Consider the following 2,348-nt stretch of genomic DNA (forward strand, 5'->3'; position numbering starts at 1 on the left):
CGAGGTCGTCCGCCGAAACCCTGCCGACCAGCCTGCCGACCAGGGCAAAGGGTTCGTCCCGCAGCCCAGGCGGTGGGTGGTCGAGCAGACGCACGGCACGCTGATGCTGCACCGCCGTCTGGCACGTGAGTACGACCACCGGCCCGACACCTCCGCCTCACGCGTCCACTGGGCCTCCACCGCGGACATGACCCGCCGCCTCACCACACCGAGTCCCGCCTGGCGCGACACCCTCGGACCGGCCGCGCGAACGTCGCCGAACTCCTCGCCCGCCCCCAGACCCAGCACGACGAGGCCACCGCCCGAGCCGGGGAACTACGCGGCCAGATCGAGCACCTCACCGCCGCCCCGGCCGAGACCCAAGCGCGACTTGCGGATCCGACCACCACCCGGAAGGCCATCGCCGAACTCGCACCGACCGGAGACGAGCCCGATCCGACCGAGACGAACACCGCCCACCAGGCCATCGTGAACGCCTCCAACCAGCACCCCGACCAGGCATCCAGGGCTCGTGAACTGCACGAACTCCTCGGCACGCCCACCCACGAGGCGTCCGTCAACATCACCCGCAGCCGCCTCGGACGCCTCACCCGCCAAGGCTTCCTCACCCAACCCGAACGCGGCCACTACCAGAAACGGACTTAACGTCCACTCAGAGGCGGGCGCGCCCCGCAGGACATCCAGCACCGATCCGAAACCTCCAGAGTGGGCGTCGCAGGATGCGGCGAACTGCTGGACGGCCGACGGAACGCAAGCGCGCCTCCTTTTCACTGTGAGTAATGTCTGGTTACGTTGCGTATTCCTACTTGCGGCGAGCCCTGGGAGCACGTGTGACACAGATCCGGATTGCCACGTTTAACCTGGAGAACTTCGACGAGCCCGCCCCGAACGTGCCGCACCCGTCGCTGGATGAACGCATCGCGCTGATGAAGCCGCAGATCACCCGGCTGCGCGCGGATATCGCCTGCTTCCAGGAAGTCCACGGCCAGGAACGCCCCGGACAGCCGCGTGACCTGCTCGCACTCAAGGAGCTCCTCGCCGACACCAACCTCGCCGGCGCGTCCTTGACCAGCACCAAGCCCGCTAACGACGCGGTCTTCGACATGCGCAACCTGGTCATCGCCACCCACCTGCCGGTCATCAAGCACCAGCAGTTGAAGAACGACCTGGTCAACGAGCCCCGCTACCAGCGGCTCACCGCCAACCCCTCAGACGCGGCGCCGGTCGCGATCGGTATCGAACGGCCCATCCTGCACGCGCAGATCGACATCGACCACGCAGCCCCCGGCCGGCTCCTGCACGTCATCAACGTGCATCTGAAATCCAAGATCCCCAGCGACATCCCCGGCCAACTGATCGGCCCCCGGAAGGACATCTGGAGTAGCGCCGACAGCTGGGCCGAAGGCAGCTTCCTGTCGTCCATGAAGCGAATGAGCCAGGCCCTGGAGGTCAGGCGCCTCATCGACCAGATCCTCGACGACGACCCGGACGCGCGCATCATCGTCGCCGGTGACTTCAACGCAGAGCCTGAAGAAGTCCCGGTCCTGGCGATCTGCGGCAACGTTGAGGACACCAACAACGGCGAACTTGCCACCCGGGTCCTGGTCCCCCTCGAGCGCACCATCCCCAGCGAGGCCCGCTACACGCTCTTCCACCACGGCCGCGGCCAGATGATCGACCACATGCTCGTCACCCGCAACCTCCTCGCCCACTACCACGGCTCAGAGATCCACAACGAGATCCTCCACGACGACTCCATCGCCTTCGCCACCGACATCAAATACCCCGAGTCCGACCACGCCCCCGTCGTCGCCACCTTCGACTTCGACTGACCCTCAAGTGCCCTGCCGCGCCACGAAGTCGTCCGGCCGACGCCATTGAGATTCGTCGGCCGGACGCGGTCGGTGACACCCGCTACCAGACCAGCGCCCGGCCCCATCGTCGGCGTCCCCGGCGCCCGGACCAGCGCCGTGCCGGAGGAACGAGCTGTCGACGGGCCGCAGACCTGGACCATCCGACTTCGACGTACGCCTCCGGGGATCCCATGGAAGCTCTGTTCAACGTTACTGACTTCGGCTCGTCAGGGTGAACTTTCCCGAAGTCCCTGATGGGCTTGGTGTGGTGGCTGTATTCGATGGTGTGTGAGGTATTCGGATGGGGGCGGGCTGACCGTTGCGGGACGGGTGCGTCGGGAGTCGGTGCGGATGCAGGCGGCCGAGCTGTTCGAGCAGGAGGTCAAGCCGCCGGAAGTGGCACGGCGTCTGCGGGTGAGTCTGAAGTCGGCTTATCAGTGGCACCAGTTGTGGCGCGAGGGCGGGGTCGGGGCGCTGGCGTCACGCGGTCCGAGT

Annotated in this window: 3 protein-coding genes and 1 pseudogene; all 4 read left to right on the top strand. The window is 67.0% G+C overall.

All coding sequences use genetic code 11. The features are described 5' to 3' along the window. Positions 1-247: pseudogene (locus EAO76_RS47110) on the top strand (IS5/IS1182 family transposase); the annotation flags it as partial. Positions 248-468: 221 nt separating this feature from the next. Beyond that, a complete protein-coding gene (locus EAO76_RS47115) occupies positions 469-645 on the top strand; it encodes a hypothetical protein (protein ID WP_262376228.1) in 177 nt (58 codons plus the stop codon). 185 nt (positions 646-830) lie between these two features. Next, on the top strand, positions 831-1,832 hold the full coding sequence (locus tag EAO76_RS42415) for an endonuclease/exonuclease/phosphatase family protein (RefSeq protein WP_148841548.1): 1,002 nt from the start codon (positions 831-833) through the stop codon (positions 1,830-1,832). A 366-nt stretch (positions 1,833-2,198) separates the two neighbouring features. Then, positions 2,199-2,348, top strand: a 150-nt coding sequence (locus tag EAO76_RS42420; RefSeq protein ID WP_262376229.1) for a helix-turn-helix domain-containing protein, incomplete at its 3' end; no start/stop codon positions are given.

The sequence above is a fragment of the Streptomyces sp. sk2.1 genome (assembly GCF_008120935.1).
Classification (GTDB): domain Bacteria; phylum Actinomycetota; class Actinomycetes; order Streptomycetales; family Streptomycetaceae; genus Streptomyces.